A 17,424-nucleotide genomic window follows, 5' to 3' on the forward strand; every position below is an offset into this window, starting at 1 on the left:
ACATGCATTTCTATGTCGAACGATAAACAGTTTGTCGAGGAAATTACGCCGCAGAGCGAAGATTTTTCCCGATGGTATATTGATGTTATTAAAAAAGCAGAACTAATGGATTACTCGCCGGTTCGCGGATGTATTGTATTTCGTCCTGATGGTTTTGAGATCTGGGAGCACATTAAGGAAGCTATGGATGTACGTTTCAGAGAAACGGGACACCGCAATGCGTATTTTCCAATGTTTATCCCAGAAAGCTTTTTCCAAAAAGAAAAAGAGCATGTGGAGGGATTTAATCCTGAACTGCCATGGGTGACTGAGGCTGGTGGGGAAAAGCTGGAAGAGCGTCTTGCAATCCGTCCAACTTCGGAAACCATGATCGGTCATATGTACTCCAAATGGATTCAATCCTATCGTGATCTGCCTGTGCTCATTAACCAATGGGCCAACGTAGTGCGTTGGGAAAAACGCACATTGCCTTTCTTGCGAACAAGTGAATTTCTGTGGCAAGAAGGTCATACTGCTCACGAAACAGAAGAAGAAGCACGTGAAGAAACGATGAAAATGCTGGAAGTTTATCGTGAGGTTATCGAGGAAGTTCTAGCTATTCCGGTTATTACTGGACAGAAAACACCTTCTGAAAAGTTTGCAGGTGCGAAGGATACATTTTCACTTGAAGCGATGATGAGAGATGGACGTGCGGTACAAGCTGGAACATCCCACTATATGGGGACTAACTTTGCCGTAGCATTTGATATTAAATATTTGAGCCGTGAAAACAACCTGGAGTTTGCACATACGACATCTTGGGGAACAAGTACACGTTTGATTGGTGCATTGATTATGGTTCATGGAGATGACCGTGGTCTCGCACTGCCTCCTAAAGTAGCACCTACACAGGTGATCATGGTTCCTATTGGACCGCCGAAGAAACGTGATGCTGTGATTGCTCGTGCCGATGAATTGTTCGCCGAGTTGAAACAAGCGGGTGTCCGTGTTAGAATGGACGACCGCAGTGATGTAAGTCCAGGATGGAAATTTAATGAATATGAAATGCGCGGTGTACCGGTTCGTCTGGAAATCGGACCTCGTGATATGGAAAACGGTGTTTGTGTGCTCGTATCCCGTATTAGCGGTGAGAAAAAAATTGTACAACAGGACAATTTAGTTGAAGAAGTGCACGCGATGCTCGCACAAGTACAACAAGAGATGTTTGACCGGGCGAAGAATTTCATGGAAGAAAACTTCTATTCCGTCGATACATTGGATGAGATGAAGACTCTCATGGAAGAGAAACGTGGCTTTACTTTGGCTGGCTGGTGCGGATCTGAAGAATGTGAAGACAAAGTTAAAGAAGTGACAGGCGCTACAAGCCGTAACATACCGTTTAAAACAACCGAGCAAAAGACCACATGTTTGTGCTGTGGCAAACCAGCCAAGCATACAGTAGTGTTCGCACGGGCGTACTAATAAAGAAGGGCAATACCCTATACTCACTTCATTCGCTTCACCGACAGGAATAGCTGTTGCGGGATCATGTTCCGGACTATCTATGTCGTTGTGATGAGGGTTGAAGAAGGCTACGAAAAGCTTTTGCGGTCGGAGATGTTTTAGACGCAGAAGCTTTTCATGTTTTCAGAATAGTAGATTGCAAATTGGGGGGAGAGCCATGGGCGGAGCTGAAGAAAAGAGAAAGCGGCTGGAACTGCTGATGAAGCAGGTTGTAATGCCGGCGGGAGTGGTTGATCCGTATTTTTTGGACGGTTGGATCGATCAGGTTGAAATTAGCCGTACCAACAAGGATTGGAATATTACCATTGCCAAGGAGACACTGGTCCCCGCTCAGGTGTATCGTACGTTCTGTATTCAAGTACAGGAAAAAATGAGCCATATTGCGAAAATCACGTTCCGCTTTCAGTACAGTGAGCAGGTTCAACCTGGTGATATTATCGGTGAATACTGGAAGCTTTTTTTAGAGTGGGTGCATCGTGAAATTCCATCTGTTAACGGTTGGATGAACCGGGCTGTGCATGAGTGGGAAGACGGTCTATTATTACTAACGATGAGTGATAGTATGTCATTGGAACTAGCGCGTAAAAAGCAGATAGATCAAGCTATCATTAGGTTTTATGATAAATATTTTGGGATTTCTATGCGCATTAAGATCCAGGTAGGAGAAAGTAATCAGGAGGCATTACAAGAATTTCAGGAAAAGAAAATGCAGGAAGAGCGCGAAGTTATTCAGCAGATGATGGAAAGTATGGAAGCTGAAATGCCGCCTTTGGAAGAAGAAGAAGGAGATGTGCGGCTTCAATTTGGCTATGACATCAAAGAACCGGCTATTCCGATGCAAGAGATTCAGGACGAAGAGAAGAAAGTCACCCTACAGGGAACAATCTTCGGTTTGGACAGTAAAGAATTGCGTAATGGCAGTACGTTATTTACGTATTATTTAACAGACTTTAGTGATTCACTGCAAATGAAAATGTTTGCTAAAACTAAAGAAGATCTAAAAATTCTCAGTCTGTTGGCTAACGGTAAATGGGTCAAAGTGCGGGGACGAGTTGAATATGACCGTTTTATGCAAATTCCTGAGCTGGTTATGATTCCTTCCGATCTAGTTGAAGTACAGGCTCCACCCGGACGTAAGGATAATGCAGCGGAAAAACGGGTTGAATTCCATCTGCACACAAAGATGAGCGCCATGGATGCTGTCGCTTCGATTGATCAGTACGTCAAAACAGCCGCCAAATGGGGGCATAAAGCGATTGCGGTCACGGATCATGGGGGTGTGCAGTGCTATCCTGATGCTGCTAAGGCTGCAAAGAAAAACGGCATTAAAATGATCTACGGCATTGAGGCTAATGTAGTTAATGATGCTGTTGAGGTTGTAATGCAGGCGCAGCCTTTAAATTTGAAAACAACGACTTATGTCGTTTTTGATATTGAAACCACCGGTTTGTCAGTTACACAAAATAGAATCATTGAGATTGCTGCTGTTAAAATGCATGAGGGCAAGGAAGTTGATCGTTATGCAACCTTTGTCAATCCGCATGAACGTATACCCTACAACATTCAGCAACTGACCAACATTAACGATGAAATGGTCAAGGATGCGCCGGATGTCGAACCTGTTATGAAGGAATTCGTAGCTTTTGCTGGCGATGCTGTATTGGTTGCTCATAATGCGCGGTTTGATGTCGGCTTTATCCAGGCCACTCTTCGAAAGATGGGTTTGCCTGAAATGACTAATCCGGTGCTGGATACGCTGGAATTGGCTCGTTTGCTGTTTCCTACGTTGAAAAATCACCGTTTGAATACACTGACTGCTAAATATAAAGTCGCATTGGAAAGCCATCACCGGGCTATTGATGATACAGTTGCATTGGCTGAAGTGTTAAATGGACTCCTCAATGATGCAGAACAAATTAAGGGTTTTAAAATGCTCGACCGTTTGAATGATTATGTGGGGAAGGACCTATCGACTGTTCGACCTTTCCACTGCTGCATCTATGCTCTTAATCCGGTGGGTAAAAAAAATCTGTACAAGCTGGTTTCTATGTCTCATACCGAATATTTCAAGCGTGTACCTTGTATTCCTAAATCAAAATTGTCTGAGATGAGAGATGGATTACTTATTATCTCTGGCTGTGAAAAAGGAGAATTCTTCGAGGCTGTGTTGAACAAGTCCGAGGAAGAAGCCGAGGAAATCGCACAGTTTTATGATGTATTGGAGATTCAACCTTTGACGATGTATATGCATCTGGTAGAAAAGCAATTGGTAAGCGGGCCTGATGCACTAAAAACGGCCGTTCGCAAAGTATGCGAAATAGGAAAACGGCTTGATAAGCCCGTAATTGCTACAGGCAATGTTCACTATTTGGAAACTCGTGATAAGCTGTACCGTGATATTACCATACATGGCATTACTGGGTTTAGCCCGCTAAAGGATATCCGAAAGCCAGATGCTCATTTGCGGACAACGGATGAAATGCTGGCAGAGTTCGAGTTTTTGGGTGAGGAAAAAGCGTATGAAGTTGTTGTGACAAATACTAGCGAGCTGGCGGACCGATTTGAAGAACTGGAACTGTTCCCTGACAAGCTTTTTACACCATTGCTGGACGGAGCAGATGAAGAAATACGTAATACATGCTATGAGACGGCTCGATCCATTTATGGTGAATCCTTACCTGAGGTCGTTGTAGCTCGCCTTGAAAAGGAATTAGAACCTATTATTAAATATGGTTTCTCCGCTAACTATCTCATTTCCGAACGTCTGGTTAAAAAGTCTAATCAGGATGGATACTTGGTAGGTTCACGGGGTTCAGTTGGTTCTTCTGTAGTAGCTACGTTTCTCGGTATTTCTGAGGTAAATCCATTGCCTGCCCATTATATTTGCGGTAATCCTGAATGCAGACACAGCGAATGGTTCTTGGACGGAAGTGTACCGAGTGGTTTTGACCTGCCAGATAAAAACTGTCCAAATTGTGGTGGTAAACTTAAGGGTGAGGGACAAGATATACCTTTTGAAACGTTCCTTGGCTTTAAAGGAGATAAAGTTCCCGATATTGACTTGAACTTCTCTGGTGAATATCAACCTGTTGCCCATAACTATACAAAAGTGTTGTTTGGTGAAAAAAGTGTTTTCCGTGCAGGAACCATTGGTACAGTTGCTGAGAAAACGGCGTTTGGTTTTGCCAAAAAGTATGAAGAGGCACATCATAAAAAATGGCGTGGAGCTGAGCTGAACAGGCTGGCTTCCGGTTGTACGGGGGTAAAACGCAGCACCGGACAGCATCCGGGCGGAATCGTGGTTGTTCCGGACTATATTGAGGTCGAGGACATCACACCGGTGCAGTACCCGGCTGATGATACGAGCTCGGAATGGAAAACAACGCATTTTGATTATCACGCCTTTGATGCGAACTTACTCAAGCTGGATATTCTGGGCCATGATGATCCGACCATGATGAGAATGCTTCAGGATTTAACCGGGGTTGATCCTACGACCATTCCAATGAATGATTCCAAGGTGATGAGCATGTTCAACTCCACGGAGGCACTCGGTGTAACACCACAGCAAATCCGCACGCCTGTCGCCACCTATGGTGTACCAGAGATGGGGACCAAATTTGTACGCCAAATGCTGGTGGAGTCGCAGCCGAGTTCTTTTGCCGATTTGCTGCAAATATCCGGTTTGTCTCACGGTACGGGTGTATGGCTCGGGAACGCACAAGAATTGATTAAAAATAATACATGCAACATCAAGACCGTAATTGGTTGTCGGGATGATATTATGCTGTTTTTGATTTACAAGGCGGGGATGGATGCAGGTCTGGCTTTTAAAATTACGGAGAGCGTTCGTAAAGGTAAAGGACTTAGTGCCGAATGGATTGAAGAAATGAAGAAATGCAAGGTGCCACAGTGGTACATTGATTCCTGTCTGAAAATCCAGTACATGTTCCCGAAGGCGCATGCCGCGGCCTATGTTATTTCAGCTGTGCGTACAGCGTATTTCAAGCTGTATCATCCGATCGAGTATTATGCAACTTACTTCTCAGTACGTGCAGCCGATTTTGATATTGACCTGTGCTGTCAGGGGTATGATGCGATCGCACGAAAGATTGTCGAAATTGAGCAGCTTGGTTTTCAGGCCCCACCGAAGGAAAAAGGGATGCTTCCGATCCTGGAGATGGCTTTGGAAATGACGGCTCGCGGGTTTAGCTTTAAATCCATTGATTTGTACCGTTCCGAAGCTACTCGTTTTAAAGTGGACGGGGACTCGCTCATTCCTCCGTTTGGAGCTCTTCAGGGGATTGGAGATAATGCAGCACGTAACATCGCAGCTGCTCGTGAACAGGGTGAATTTTTGTCTGTTGAGGATTTTCAACAGAAATCGAAGGCTAGTAAAACCATTGTCGAAATGCTGTCCCAAATGGGTTGCTTCCGAGGGCTACCAGAGAGTAATCAGCTGTCTCTGTTTTAATCTGAGCCACAGTAGTCAAGCTCTAGCACTTGTCACATAACTACGGTTATGTTATAATTTTTTTGGTAATCATGGAGATAAAACCGTTGCTAAAAGAGTGGGGAAACCCACTCTTTACTGTTTGATATACAGTTACAACGTGAAAAAAGGTTATTTTTGGGCAGGCAACCGGTATACCGGTTTATTTGCAGTGAGCCCAAAATGAACATTACATCAAATGAAAATGAAAAATGCCGGTGATGGAGAAGCATTGCCCATGGCAATAGGGTGTCTCTTTTTCACCACAGGAAAGTTCACTTTTGGAGGTTATAATCTTTGAGCACACCAAAGATCAAATCAGTAGTAGAAGAAATGGCCCAACCTTATCTCGATGAGCATGGTTTTGAACTGGTCGATGTCGAGTATGTCAAAGAGGGCAGCAATTGGTTTCTTCGCGTTTTTGTAGATAAAGACGGAGGAATTGATCTGGACGACTGTAGTATGATCAGTGAATATCTGGGTCAGAAGCTGGATGAGAATGACCCTGTTTCTACAGCATATTTTCTGGAGGTGTCTTCACCAGGCGCCGAAAGACCGCTGAAAAAAGCGGAGGATGTTACTAAAGCGGTAGGCAAAAATGTATTCGTTACTACATACGAGCCGATCAATGGTCTGAAGGAATTCGAAGGCCGTTTGCTTTCTTTTGAACAAGGGGAACTTACCGTCCAAAGCGGACAAAAGAAGCATACCATACCTTATGACAAGGTAGCTGGTGCAAGGCTCGCGATCATATTTTAATTCAGATTTGATTGTTGCTGTTTGACATGTACTACATGTTTTTTTTGCCTCGTGTGCCGACCAGTACGCAGGTGCCATCATTTGAAAGGGGGAGCAGTAATCCATGAGTATGGATTTTATTGAAGCAATGAACGAGTTGGAAAGAGAAAAGGGGATCAGTAAGGACGTGCTGTTTGAGGCCATTGAAGCAGCCCTGATTTCCAGCTACAAACGGAATTTCAACACCGCACAAAACGTGCGTGTTGATATGAACCGCAACTCGGGAGTCATTAAGGTATATGCCCGCAAGCTGATTGTTGAGGAGGTATTGGATCCTCGCACTGAGATTTCGTTGCCAGCAGCACGTGAAATTAACCCGCATTTTCAGTTGGAGGATATTGCTGAAATCGAAGTCACACCACGTGATTTTGGACGGATCGCTGCACAAACAGCAAAACAGGTCGTAACTCAGCGTATCCGTGAAGCGGAACGGGGACTGATCTACAACAAGTTTGTGGACAAGGAAGAGGATATTGTAACAGGAACTGTACAGCGCCAAGACCCACGTAATATTTATATTGATCTTGGCAAGGTGGAAGCGGTTCTACCATTGAGTGAACTGATGCCTAATGAGAAGTTTAACCATCTGGATCGGATTAAGGCTTATATTACCAAGGTGGAGAACACAACCAAAGGACCGCAAATTATGCTGTCCCGATCACATCCGGGTCTGCTTAAGCGTTTGTTCGAACTTGAAGTGCCTGAAATTTTTGACGGCGTTGTAGAGATTCGTTCCGTAGCGCGTGAGGCAGGCTTCCGTTCTAAAATTGCGGTTCATTCTCGTAACGACGAGGTTGATCCGGTAGGTTCCTGTGTGGGACCAAGAGGAACGCGGGTACAGACCATTGTAAATGAGCTTCGTGGCGAGAAAATCGACATTGTACGCTATTCCGATAATGTTGATGAATACGTGGCTAATGCTTTGAGTCCGTCTAAGGTGCTTGAAGTACAGGTATTTGAAGAAGAAAAAATGGCGCGTGTCATAGTGCCTGATTATCAGCTTTCGCTGGCGATTGGTATCAAAGGGCAAAATGCTCGCCTTGCTGCTAAGTTAACTGGCTGGAAAATTGATATTAAGAGTGAAACGCAGGCGGAGGAAGAATTCGGTAGACCGAGAACATCCACCGATGAAATGCATCAGGATTCCGTTTCTGTAGATTAAGCGGAGTGTAAGGGGGTTAATGCATGAAACAGAGAAAGATACCTTTGCGCAAATGTGTCGCTTGTCATGAAATGATGCCAAAGAAGCAGTTAATCCGCGTCGTCAAAACCCCTGAAGACGAAGTGTTGATTGACTTGACTGGCAAAAAATCGGGACGCGGCGCTTACTTGTGCGGCAAGGCCGCCTGCTTTAAGCTGGCTCAAAAGAGCAAGGCACTGGATCGAGCATTGAAGCACTCGGTCCATCCTAATATTTATGAGCAGCTAAGTCGTGATTTTGCTGCCGTCGAGGAAGAATTCCTGGCGGCACAAGGCAGCGTGCAGGATGAATAAGGCGCTGTCTGGATTGGGGCTTGCCATGAGAGCTGGCAAGTTGCTAACAGGTGATGAGATCGTTTATAAAGCGATCAGGTCTTCAGAAGCCAAGCTGGTCATTCTTGCGAAAGATGCTTCAATGAATACTCAAAAGAAATTCCGCGACAAATGCGGGACGTACAAAATCCCCTTATTGATAGGATTTGACCGGGAAAGCTTGGGAAGCAGCATCGGCAAACCTGAACGGGTTGTGCTGGCTGTGACGGATCAAGGATTCGCGAAATTGATCATGAAACATGCGGGGATAATGTCGGAGGTGGAGTATATTGAGTAAACAAGAAAGCAAAGACAAAGTGCGGGTATACGAATACGCCAAATCGTTGAACATGAGCAGCAAAGAAATTATCACCATTCTTAAACGGCTGGATATTCCCGTAAACAACCATATGAGCGTCATGGAACATGATGCCGTAGGTAAAGTGGAAAATTTTTTTAAGAATATTAAATCCAATGCTGCGGTCAAGCAAGGCGAAGCAGGCACGGCGCAAGTAAGCTCGAATCAGACCGGTTCAAGCCAGAATAGTAATCATTCAACGGAGCAAACCAAAAATCAACAGGAAAAGCAGGTAAGTATGAATAGGACAAACAACAACCAAAACAGTAACCGAAGTAGCGCTCCAAAAGCGCAAAGCAGTCAGCAGGGCGGTCAAAACCGCAGTCAACAAAGTTCTACTAGACCAGGCGGCCAGCAAGGCGCTCAGAACCGCAGTAACGGTCAACAGCAGGGAGGACAACAGCGTACCAGTAGCAATAACACAGGTTCACGTCCTCAGGGCAGCAGCCAGGGTGGTGCGGCAGTAAGAACTTCTTCTTCTACAGGAAGCAACAACTCCAACCGCAGTGGTGGCAACCGTACAGGTGGCAATTCCAACAACAGCGGTAACCGTTTCGGTCAAGGACGTTTTGACGATAACCGTCAAGGCGGAGGACGAGGTGGTAACGGTGGCCGCGGAGGCAACAACCGCGGTGGTAGCAATCGTGGCGGGAAATTTAACAACCGTGGTAAAGGTCAACAACAGGAACGTCGCGAGAAAATCGACAACACGCCTAAGAAAATTATTGTGCGTGGTGAGATGACTGTAGGTGAAACAGCCAAGCTTCTTCATAAGGATGCTTCAGAAGTCATCAAAAAGCTGATTATGCTCGGAACAATGGCGACCATCAACCAAGAACTAGATATGGACACCATTCTCTTGCTTGCTGGTGACTTTGGCGTCGAAGTAGAAGTGAAAATCCCAGTCGAAGAAGATCGTTTTGAAACTGTGGAAGAAAATGATGATCCGGCGGATTTGAGAACACGTCCACCAGTTGTAACGATTATGGGTCACGTCGATCATGGTAAAACAACTTTGCTGGATGCCATTCGCTCCACGAATGTAACAGGTGGAGAAGCTGGTGGTATTACACAGCATATTGGTGCATACCAGGTTGAAATTAACAGCAAAAAAATCACTTTCTTGGATACACCAGGTCACGAAGCCTTTACGGCTATGCGTGCACGTGGTGCTCAAGTGACAGATATGACGATTATTGTGGTTGCAGCTGATGACGGTGTTATGCCACAAACGGTTGAGGCCATTAGCCATGCTAAAGCAGCGGGTCTACCAATCATCGTAGCTGTAAACAAGATCGACAAACCGGATGCTAACCCGGACAAAGTAAAGCAAGAACTCACAGAATATGAGTTGGTACCCGAAGAGTGGGGCGGCGATACAATTTTCGTCAACGTTTCCGCTAAACAAAGAATGGGTCTGGAAGACTTGCTGGAAATGATTCTGCTCGTAGCAGAAGTGAATGAGTACAAAGCGAACCCGGATAAACGGGCACGCGGTACTATTATTGAGGCTGAGCTGGATAAAGGTCGCGGTTCTGTAGCCCGTATTCTCGTTCAAAACGGTACGTTAAAAGTCGGCGATGCTTTCGTTGCAGGTAACTGCTTCGGACGTGTACGTGCCATGGTTAACGATAAAGGTCGTCGTCTTAAGGAAGCAGGTCCTTCCACTCCAGTTGAAATTACTGGTTTGACAGAGGTTCCACTTGCAGGCGATCCGTTCATGGTGTTCGAGGATGAGCGTAAAGCTCGTGCTATCGCTGACAAACGTGCGATTACGCAACGTCAATCTGACTTGGGCAGTAATACCCGTGTAACGCTGGATGACCTGTTCCAACACATCAAGGATGGCGAGATGAAGGATTTGAACGTCATTATTAAGGGTGACGTACAAGGTTCTGTCGAAGCGCTGAAAGGTTCCTTGAACAAAATTGAGGTTGAAGGTGTACGCGTTAAAATTCTTCACAGTGGTGCAGGTGCAATCACCGAATCCGATATTATTTTGGCTGCGGCATCCAATGCCATTGTCATTGGTTTTAACGTTCGCCCTGATAATCAGGCGAAATCTACAGCGGAAGCTGAAAAAGTGGACATTCGTCTGCATCGTGTCATTTACAATGTTATTGAAGAAATCGAGCAGGCTATGAAAGGCATGCTGGACCCTGAATATAAGGAAAATGTGATCGGTCACGCTGAAGTTCGTAACGTGTTCAAAGTTACTAAAGTCGGTACGATTGCTGGTTGTATGGTAACGTCCGGTAAAATTACCCGTTCAGCAGAAGCACGTCTGATCCGTGACGGTATCGTTATTTTTGAAGGTAAAATCGACTCACTGAAACGCTTTAAGGACGACGCAAAAGAAGTTGCCCAAGGTTACGAATGTGGTATCACCCTTGATGGTTATAATGATGTTAAGGAATCCGACATTATTGAAGCGTTCGTCATGGAAACAGTGGAGCGCTAACGGCAGAGAGGTGAGCACCCATGGCTAAAATACGTACAGGTCGAGTTGGCGAGCAGATTAAGAAGGAACTAAGCCTACTCATACAGACCGAATTAAAAGACCCGCGTATCGGTTTTATTACGGTGACGGGTGTCGATGTCACAAACGATTTGTCCCAAGCGAAAGTATACTTGAGTGTACTTGGAGATGAAGAACAAAAAACTTCTTCCCTGAAGGCGCTGGACAAAGCGAACGGTTATCTTCGTTCTGAACTTGGCAAACGGATACGGCTTCGCCATATTCCTGAGCTGATTTTCAAAATTGATGAATCTATTGCTTACGGCAGCCGAATTGAAAAGCTGTTGAGTGATATCGACAAGGACGAGAAATAGGAATTTTTGTTAGTCTAAGAACCATGAACTGAATGTAAAGGAGACGGCAATGCATACCTATGAACAGGCGCTTCAACAAGCGAAGGAATTTATTCTGGAGCATGATGATTACCTGATCGTATCGCATGTACAGCCGGACGGAGACGCAGTCAGCTCCACCGTAACGGTGGGCTGGCTTCTCTCATGTCTGGGGAAGAAATTTACCATGCTGAATGAGGGACCTATTCCTAAACGCATGGATTTTTTATGGCATGCCGATGAGATTATGGATATGAGTCAGCAACCGCCAGAACGGAAATACAACCGAATCATTTGTGTAGATTGTGCGGATTACCGTCGTGTTGGTCTAACAGAGCAATTTTTCACGGAAGATGCCGTTATTCTGAATATTGATCATCATCCAACGAACGATGCTTATGGAACAGTTAATGTAATAAAGTCGGACGCTGCGGCAACAGCGGAAATTCTGTTTGATTTATTGGAAAAGTTCGCAGTAGCCTGGGACGTTGAAGTGGCAACGGCTATATATACAGGGTTGCTGACGGATACGGGAGGCTTCCGCTACTCCAACACTTCGCCTAAAGTGATGTCTACAGTATCACAGCTTCTTGCTTATGGTGTGGATGGTCCATTTTTGTCTGAGAAATTACTTGAGGAAATGACATTTCCCCAAATGAAGGTATTGACCAAAGCATTGCAAACGCTCACGATGTCGGAGGATGGAAAAGTGGCCTGGGTCGTTGTAACACCTGATGATATGGTGGAATGTGGTGCTGTAAATGAGGACTTGGAAGGTATCGTGAATTACCCAAGAAATATACGTGGGGTTGAAGTAGGTATTTTCTTTAAAGTTATTAATGATCAAGCGGCCAAAGCAAGTTTGAGATCGGCAGGGAATGTTGATGTAGCTGCGCTAGCCCAATCATTTGGGGGCGGGGGACATGTACGTGCCGCTGGCTGTCGGGTAGAAGGTAAGCTGGAAGATATTATCGAGACAGTTGTAGGGCGGGTGAAGTCTGAGCTATGACCCCGATTAATAAGGGACAGGCAAGTTGGGAAGGGGTGCTGCCTGTCTACAAACCTGCTGGATTTACCTCACATGATGTGGTGGCCAAGGCTCGCCGTATATTGGGGATGAAGCGAATTGGACATACCGGAACGCTAGATCCACAGGTAACAGGCGTACTCCCCTTGTGTCTAGGACGAGCGACCCGAGTGGTGGAATACATGCAAGAGCGACCCAAGGAATATCAGGCTACACTGCGTTTGGGCATTGCCACTGATACCGAAGACCTGACTGGAACCATTACAGAAGAGTGCGAATGTCCGGTTGAGGTGACCGAAATGGAAGCCAAAGCAGTTTTGGAACGTTTCGTGGGTACGATCTCCCAAGTTCCACCTATGTACTCTGCCCTTAAAGTAGATGGAAAACGTCTATACGAGCTGGCTCGAGAAGGCAAAACTGTGGAGCGTAAAAGTCGAGAAGTAAGTATTTACGAGCTCGAAATGACAGGATTTGCGAAGATCGGGCCGCATGTGGATATTTCCTTCCGTGCTTTGTGCTCCAAAGGTACTTATATCCGTACACTATGTGTCGATATTGGCCGTGAATTGGGCTATCCTTCAACGATGGTTAAGCTTGAGCGAACTATGTCTGCCGGAATTTCTGCGAAACATTGTTTAACATTCGAAGAAATTGAGCGCTTTGTAGCAGATGGCAGCCTGGGTGAGCGGCTTATCGCTACGGATAAAGCCATCGACTATATGCCCGAGCATACAGTGGCCGAAGCCAAGGCAGCCGCGGCTCTCCAAGGTCAACGCTTGTCACTGAGCATGATTTCACCGACAGTGACCGACAGCCAGCCTTTCCGGCTGTATAAGGAGGATAAAACATTTTTAGGCATATATGGACGGGATGAATCAGGCGCGATCGCACCAATTAAAGTTTTTTTAAGCTCATAGTATCTATAGATTTTCAGTGAAGCTGTTGAATAATTTTAATCTCAGAAAAACTTCTCCTTGGTGTTGCCTGGATTCCGTGAAATTGTGCCGATAGACGTTTTTCACCTTGAATTGTGCTATAATTTTTGACGAAGTTAGTCAAATGATGTGAAATGCAGGTGAATGAATATGATTACCGTATCGTTATCTTATCCATTGAGTGATGAGCTATTGCAGCAATGGGGACGTCCACAAGTCACGGCGATCGGCCAGTTCGATGGTCTTCATCTGGGACACGCAAGCGTGATACGCAAGGCCGTCGCGCTCGCTCGTGAACAGAAGGTGCCAGTATCTGTCATGACATTTCACCCTCATCCGAAGGAAGTCATGAAAAAAGGCGATTATGAGGGCTATTTAACACCGCTTGCGGACAAGCAGACCATTTTGGCCGATATGGGTGTGGATGTACTTTATATTTTAAGTTTTAACGAACAATTTTCCAAGGTCAGCCCGGAGGCTTTTATAACTGATGTGTTGCTTCCATTACAAATTCGAACGGCTGTCGTAGGTTTTGATTTTAGGTTTGGCCACCGGGGAGCCGGGCACGAAGATACGCTTCGGAAGCTGGGAGGAGAGCAGATGTCTGTCCACACTGTACCACCATTCGAACTGGATGGGGATAAGGTAAGCAGCTCCGGCATTCGCCGTGCTTTACAGACGGGGGATTTAGCACATGCCTCGCGCTGGTTGGGACGCCCTTATCGTATCCAGGGTACTGTGATGGATGGAGAGAAGCGCGGACGCACAATCGGTTTTCCGACAGCAAATCTCAAGCTGGATGATTCCTATGTCATTCCGGTTAAGGGTGTATATGCTGTACGGGCACTTGTGGGTGATCATTGGATAAATGGTGTAATGAATGTAGGGGTTAAGCCTACTTTTCATGAAGGTGTGCTGAATCCGTCGTTTGAGGTACATCTTTTTGATTTTAATCAACAAATTTATGGAGAGCCTGTGATCGTTGAGCTTCACCATTACATCCGCCCTGAACGCAAATTCTCTTCGGTGGATGAGTTGATTAGCCAAATTGGCAATGACGCACAAACGGCTAAAAAGCTGTTGGGCTAATTTATTTACATAAGACAGGCGCTGTGGTATACTGACTTATGTTGTGTAAACAACGATGAACCTTAGCTTGGTTGTCCGCTTTCACCGGCGGTTACGAGGCTAATGGCGATTATAATGAAGGAGGTGAACAGGATGGCATTGACTCAAGAGCGTAAACAGCAATTGATCGAGGAGTACAAAACTCATGAATCCGATACAGGATCACCTGAGGTACAAATCGCTATCCTTACTGAAAACATCGTCAACTTGCAAAGTCACTTTCGTTCGCACAAGAAAGACCATCACTCCCGCCGCGGGTTGTTGAAAATGGTCGGTCAGCGTCGTAAACTTTTGGCTTACCTGAAGAAGACTGATGTTAAACGTTACAGTGCGTTGATCGAGCGTCTCGGACTGCGTCGTTAATTTTCAGACATGTAATGAGAAAAGAAGCCTGGTTGTTCACCGCTTGTCCCTGCTAAGGCGACGGCGGACAGCAGCCGGGTTCTTTTTTGAAATGAGGAATCTTTTTTGAATTGCATATTCTAATTTGTCTGCGAGCTTCTTATGAATACGACCTGCGCAGGAAATACTGGATATGTATAGAACTTTTACAATGAAATGAAATGGAGGGATACCATGGAGCAACGCGTAGAAATGCAACTCGGCGGAAGAAAGCTGGTGCTTGAAACAGGACGTCTTGCAAAACAAGCCAATGCGGCAGTTAAAGTAAGTTACGGAGAAACAGTTGTGCTGTGTACTGTGACCGCTTCCCGTGAACCAAAAGATCTGGATTTTTTTCCGCTGACCGTGAACTATGAGGAAAGATTGTATGCTGTGGGAAAAATTCCTGGCGGATTTATTAAGCGTGAAGGACGCCCAAGTCAAAAGGCGATTTTATCCAGCCGTTTGACAGACCGTCCAATTCGCCCATTGTTCCCTGAAGGTTTCCGAAATGATGTACAGGTGTTGAACCTAGTTATGAGTGTTGATCAGGACTGCGAGCCTGAGATTGCAGCCATGATTGGAACCTCGGCAGCACTCAGTATTTCCGATGTACCTTTTAATGGACCCATTGGCGGAGTTGCTGTAGGCCGTGTAAACGGACAATTTGTAATTAATCCGGATATCGCACAGCAGAACGCAAGCGATCTGTACCTCGTTGTAGCCGGAACGAAAGATGCCATTATGATGGTAGAAGCAGAAGGCGACGAGATTCCAGAGGAAGTTATGCTCGAAGCTATTATGTTCGGACATGATGAGATTAAGAACATTGTGGCAGTTATTGAACAATTGGTGCAAGTAGCTGGTAAAGAGAAAATGCAGGTTAAGCTGCATGCTGTTGATGAAAAAGTGAACAGCGAAGTACGTGCTTATGCAGCTGAGCGATTGGTGGAAGCTGTTAAAATTGCAGAAAAACATGCCCGTCAAGAGGCGATTGATGCAGTTAATGAAGAGACCGTTGCTCATTTTGAAGCACAATACATAGAGACACCTGAGCTGTTAAGCGATGTGAGCGAAGTTCTCTATGATATCGTTAAGGAAGAAGTCCGTCGTCTGATTACGCATGATAAAGTGCGTCCTGATGGTCGTAAGCTTGACGAAATTCGTCCGATTGAAAGTGATACTAGCATTTTGCCGCGTACGCACGGATCAGGCTTATTTACACGTGGGCAAACACAGGCGCTTAGCGTTTGTACTCTTGGTGCTCTAGGAGATGTACAAATTCTAGACGGTATTGATCTGGAAGAAACCAAACGCTTCATGCATCATTACAATTTCCCTCCATTCAGCGTAGGTGAGGCTCGTCCTTTGCGTGCGCCGGGTCGCCGTGAAATTGGACATGGTGCTCTTGGTGAGCGTGCGCTTTCTAAAGTAATCCCTTCCGAAACTGAATTTCCGTACACGATTCGTCTGGTTTCTGAGGTTCTGGAATCGAATGGATCGACCTCACAGGCTAGTATTTGCGCAAGCACGCTGGCTATGATGGATGCAGGTGTACCAATTAAGGCTCCAGTTGCAGGCGTAGCCATGGGATTGATCAAGGATGGAGATCACGTTTCTGTATTAACGGATATCCAAGGCATGGAAGATCATCTGGGCGATATGGACTTTAAAGTTGCTGGTACAGCGGAAGGCGTAACTGCCATTCAAATGGATATTAAAATTGACGGTATTGACCGTAATATTTTACAGGATGCGCTCAAGCAAGCCAGGGAAGGCCGTTTGTTCATTCTTGGTAAAATGATGGAAGCGATCCAGAAACCACGTGAGCAGTTGTCTCCGTATGCTCCAAAAATCATGACAATGCACATTAACCCGGATAAAATCCGCGATGTTATTGGAGCTGGTGGTAAAATCATCAACAAAATCATCGAAGAAACCGGCGTGAAAATCGATATTGAACAAGATGGTCGTGTATTCATCGCTTCTACAAATCAAGAGATGAATGAGAAGGCGCGTTCCATTATTGAAGGTATCGTAAAAGAAGTTGTGGTTGGCGAGATTTATATCGGTACAGTCAAACGGATTGAAAAATTCGGCGCATTTGTTGAAATTTTACCGGGTAAAGATGGTCTGGTTCATATTTCTCAACTGTCTACTGAGCGTGTAGCCAAAGTTGAAGATGTCCTTGCTATTGGTGATACGATTACAGTGAAAGTAACTGAGATCGATCAGCAGGGTCGTGTCAATTTGTCCCGTAAGGCAGTACTAACGGCTGAAGCCCCTGCAAAGTCCTAGGTTCTGGTTCGCAGACCACAGGGAGTTTATACGTTTGTGCAGATTAAGGGATTTGAATAGCATTAATTAAGCTTTTGGAAAGAGGCAGAGCTACGTTTCTGGCTCTTTTTTCATACATATGCACAAGCTGCACTTCAGTGGG

At 45.4% G+C, this 17,424-nt stretch carries 13 protein-coding genes; all 13 read left to right on the forward strand.

Annotation, left to right across the window (positions count from 1 at the left end):
- The first annotated feature begins 12 nt into the window (after window positions 1-12).
- Window positions 13-1,461, forward strand: coding sequence for a proline--tRNA ligase (gene proS, locus ABEW32_RS21770; RefSeq protein ID WP_430191673.1), 1,449 nt, complete (start codon window positions 13-15; stop codon window positions 1,459-1,461).
- Between the two features lie 199 nt (window positions 1,462-1,660).
- Window positions 1,661-5,977: a PolC-type DNA polymerase III gene (locus ABEW32_RS21775; RefSeq protein ID WP_430191675.1), complete on the forward strand. Its 4,317-nt coding sequence runs from the start codon at window positions 1,661-1,663 to the stop codon at window positions 5,975-5,977.
- A gap of 315 nt (window positions 5,978-6,292) precedes the next feature.
- Window positions 6,293-6,754, forward strand: a complete 462-nt coding sequence (gene rimP / locus ABEW32_RS21780) for a ribosome maturation factor RimP (RefSeq protein WP_430191677.1) — start codon at window positions 6,293-6,295, stop codon at window positions 6,752-6,754.
- Window positions 6,755-6,857: 103 nt separating this feature from the next.
- On the forward strand, window positions 6,858-7,955 hold the full coding sequence (nusA, locus tag ABEW32_RS21785) for a transcription termination factor NusA (RefSeq protein ID WP_430191679.1): 1,098 nt from the start codon (window positions 6,858-6,860) through the stop codon (window positions 7,953-7,955).
- A gap of 23 nt (window positions 7,956-7,978) precedes the next feature.
- On the forward strand, window positions 7,979-8,287 hold the full coding sequence (gene rnpM, locus ABEW32_RS21790; protein ID WP_430191681.1) for an RNase P modulator RnpM: 309 nt from the start codon (window positions 7,979-7,981) through the stop codon (window positions 8,285-8,287).
- Window positions 8,280-8,603 carry a L7Ae/L30e/S12e/Gadd45 family ribosomal protein gene (locus ABEW32_RS21795; protein ID WP_007430068.1) on the forward strand — a complete coding sequence of 108 codons (324 nt, stop codon included), beginning with the start codon at window positions 8,280-8,282 and terminating at the stop codon, window positions 8,601-8,603. The genes rnpM and ABEW32_RS21795 overlap by 8 nt, the downstream gene beginning before the upstream one ends.
- Complete coding sequence (infB, locus tag ABEW32_RS21800; RefSeq protein WP_430191683.1) at window positions 8,596-11,124, forward strand: translation initiation factor IF-2; 2,529 nt, start codon at window positions 8,596-8,598, stop codon at window positions 11,122-11,124. The genes ABEW32_RS21795 and infB overlap by 8 nt, the downstream gene beginning before the upstream one ends.
- Window positions 11,125-11,144: 20 nt before the next feature.
- Window positions 11,145-11,495 (forward strand): 30S ribosome-binding factor RbfA, encoded by a 351-nt coding sequence (rbfA, locus tag ABEW32_RS21805; RefSeq protein ID WP_013370723.1) that lies wholly within the window; start codon window positions 11,145-11,147, stop codon window positions 11,493-11,495.
- Window positions 11,496-11,544: 49 nt separating this feature from the next.
- Entirely contained in the window at window positions 11,545-12,522 is a 978-nt protein-coding gene (locus tag ABEW32_RS21810; protein ID WP_430191685.1) for a DHH family phosphoesterase, read from the forward strand.
- Window positions 12,519-13,457: a tRNA pseudouridine(55) synthase TruB gene (gene truB, locus ABEW32_RS21815; RefSeq protein WP_430191687.1), complete on the forward strand. Its 939-nt coding sequence runs from the start codon at window positions 12,519-12,521 to the stop codon at window positions 13,455-13,457. The genes ABEW32_RS21810 and truB overlap by 4 nt, the downstream gene beginning before the upstream one ends.
- A 168-nt stretch (window positions 13,458-13,625) precedes the next feature.
- Window positions 13,626-14,564, forward strand: a complete 939-nt coding sequence (locus ABEW32_RS21820; RefSeq protein WP_430191689.1) for a bifunctional riboflavin kinase/FAD synthetase — start codon at window positions 13,626-13,628, stop codon at window positions 14,562-14,564.
- A 132-nt stretch (window positions 14,565-14,696) separates the two neighbouring features.
- Window positions 14,697-14,966 (forward strand): 30S ribosomal protein S15, encoded by a 270-nt coding sequence (rpsO, locus tag ABEW32_RS21825; protein WP_007430074.1) that lies wholly within the window; start codon window positions 14,697-14,699, stop codon window positions 14,964-14,966.
- Window positions 14,967-15,179: 213 nt separating this feature from the next.
- Window positions 15,180-17,282 carry a polyribonucleotide nucleotidyltransferase gene (gene pnp, locus ABEW32_RS21830; RefSeq protein ID WP_430191691.1) on the forward strand — a complete coding sequence of 701 codons (2,103 nt, stop codon included), beginning with the start codon at window positions 15,180-15,182 and terminating at the stop codon, window positions 17,280-17,282.
- Window positions 17,283-17,424 lie beyond the last annotated feature (142 nt).

Source organism: Paenibacillus jamilae (assembly GCF_050482105.1).
Classification (GTDB): Bacteria; Bacillota; Bacilli; order Paenibacillales; family Paenibacillaceae; genus Paenibacillus; species Paenibacillus jamilae_B.